The organism is Magnetococcales bacterium (assembly GCA_015231925.1).
In the GTDB taxonomy this organism is placed as follows: domain Bacteria; phylum Pseudomonadota; class Magnetococcia; order Magnetococcales; family JADGAQ01; genus JADGAQ01.
Window position 1 is genome coordinate 1 of the sequence record JADGAQ010000345.1, and the last position, 2,370, is coordinate 2,370.

Sequence of the window (2,370 nt, forward strand, 5' to 3'; positions counted from 1 at the left end):
CCCCTGGACCCCAAGGGGTGTGTACGTCAACGGCGAAAAGGCCAAGTCCCAGGGCTCTGCCCTGGACCCGCCGGGGGGGATAATCCCCCCCGAACCCCCGTTACAACTTGTTCAACCCTCATCACGGAGAATAAAATGTCTTACAGACCAGCCAATCTCACTCAGGCCTTTCAATCCTTTCAAGAAGAGTTGCAAAATGGCCCGGAAACACAACCTGCCATTCCGGAATGGCGTCGGCAACAGCAACGGGAAGACAATCAGGTTGACTGGGTAACCCGACGCGCCGAAACGATCCGTAAAGAAAAAGGTTGGTCGGATATGGACCCCGCTGCCGAAGTGCAGGCCACCTTCGATTCCCACGAGCATCAACGCCAATACGGCGATGCCATCTGGGATTATCCGGGCGGCATGCCGCCGGAGGCAGGGGAAGAGGATATCGCCAATATCCCCACCCGCTCCAAACGCGGCAACCCGGCGAAAGTGCGAATGAACGACCTGCTCAATCCCGGAGAGGAAGAGACCCCCTCCCTGCTGTCGGATCCCCACTTCGACCGGGCCCTGAAACGTCTGGCCCTGGCCCAGGTGCAGCGGGAAAACCCCGGCGTGGACTTCTCCTTCCTGGAACCCGAAACCCGCGACAACTCCCTCTTCGGCGACAACGGCTTCGTCGCCAAACTGAGGCGGGAAATGCCCGGTTGGGGGTTTTCTTCCTCCGGAGCCGGTTGGGGACAAAACGTTGCCATGAACCAATCCGAAAACACGGGTGAAGCGGAGGCGATGCCTATCCTGAAGACAATGGATATCTACAAAGTGTTGCACCCTGGATCCGATCAGAAGGGACCTCGCCCTGATAAGGATCTTGGCAATCAGGTGGACGATACGCTTAGGAAGTTTGCTCCAAGAGAGGTTGTCGGAGAACAAAACCGGGTAAAAAACGCCTACACTATTGACTGTCAGATCCATGGTAACTGTCCGCAACCTGATTCATCCCCAAAGCCTGAATAGGGTGGGAATCCTGGATCCGGGTAGCGATTTTCGCTATCCGGATCCTCTCGATTCAGCATACAACACGCGGATTTTCGGAGGAAATAAGGATGATTAAGCGGTTCCTTCCCCTGTTGTTTTCCCTGGCACTTGGGGCTTCGGATCCCATGCTGGATGAGGCAGATCGTATGATTCATTCAAAAGACGAAGCCCAGCAACGTCAAGGTGCGCTGCTTTATGAGAAAATGGCGCAAGATGGCGTCGCAGAGGCTGAGTTCAATTATGGGTATTGTCTATTTAATGGTATTGGGATTGAAAAAAATCCACGAGAAGGAGTGGTAAATTTTTTTAAAGCGGCATACCAGGGGCATACTAGAGCTATGTACTATATGGGGCTTGCCTATACCATCGGAGAGGGAGTACCCAAAGACGCTCAACTCTCACTTCAATGGTTGCTCAAAGCGGCAGAAGCCGGCAATGTTGCGGCTCAATTCTACCTTTCCATGGAGCTTGGGAAAGGAACATTGCTCGAAAAAAATCCCAAAGAATCGTTATTTTGGTTACGCAAGGCAGCTTCCAGCGGACATTCCTGGCCTCGGCGGGAGTTGGCCTATCACTTGGGCATCGGGGATTTGGGTGAGAAAGATCTGTCCTTTGCGTTAAAGGAGTTGGAGATATTGACGAAAGGCGATTCAGAGGATGCCGATTCGGCCAGAATTACCTTGGCGACCTGGTATGTTAATGGAGTTGACGGAGTGGAACAGGATTACCAACGAGCCATCGACCTGCTTTTGCCGTTGGGTGAAAAGGGGGATCCCAGGGCCACCAATATTCTCGGAAGGATTTATGCCCGGTTGCCACTATTCAACGATGTAGCCAATCAGGAAAGAGCCAAATACTGGCTGACTCGTCCTGGGGATAATATGAGTGATTCGGATCTGTTGAGCATGGCTTCTGTGGTTCTGATGATCAATCGAGAGGAGCCAGCGGAGCAGTTACGGCAGGCGAGGTATTGGTTTGGGCGTGTTTCGGACCGCAAGGAGGTTGCTTCTGAAATTATTGGATACACACGGTTCTGTTTGGATAACAAGGTGCCGTGTCGGATATCTGCTGCGCTGGAGTTGTTGTTGGAAGCGGCCCGTGAGGGGAGTATTCCGGATACCCCCCGTTTGTTGGGGGGATTAGCTTTGCTGGGGCGTGGGGGATCGGTTACCGGTCTTCAGGGCATCCATTGGTACCGTCAGGCGGCGCCGCATCTGACTGAAGCGCATGGCATGGCCGGGCTGTTGAGTTGGGGTAAAGTGGACGAGGCGTTTGCTTTGTTGCGTGCTGAGCCGTGGAACCGATGGGGAAAGGTGGGGGAATCTTCGCTTCCGCCACTTCCGG

At 53.9% G+C, this 2,370-nt stretch carries 2 protein-coding genes; both read left to right on the forward strand.

Features of this window, described 5'->3' with window-relative positions:
• Positions 1 to 135: 135 nt before the first annotated feature.
• Positions 136 to 1,005, forward strand: coding sequence for a hypothetical protein (locus tag HQL56_19630; protein ID MBF0311728.1), 870 nt, complete (start codon positions 136 to 138; stop codon positions 1,003 to 1,005).
• Between the two features lie 89 nt (positions 1,006 to 1,094).
• The coding region (locus HQL56_19635) for a sel1 repeat family protein (protein MBF0311729.1) at positions 1,095 to 2,370 on the forward strand (1,276 nt) is incomplete at its 3' end.

What these genes read in the sequence shown, in the direction of transcription:
- HQL56_19630 (MBF0311728.1), top strand. Translation starts at nt 136, where the DNA reads ATGTCTTACAGACCAGCCAATCTCACTCAGGCCTTTCAATCCTTTCAA.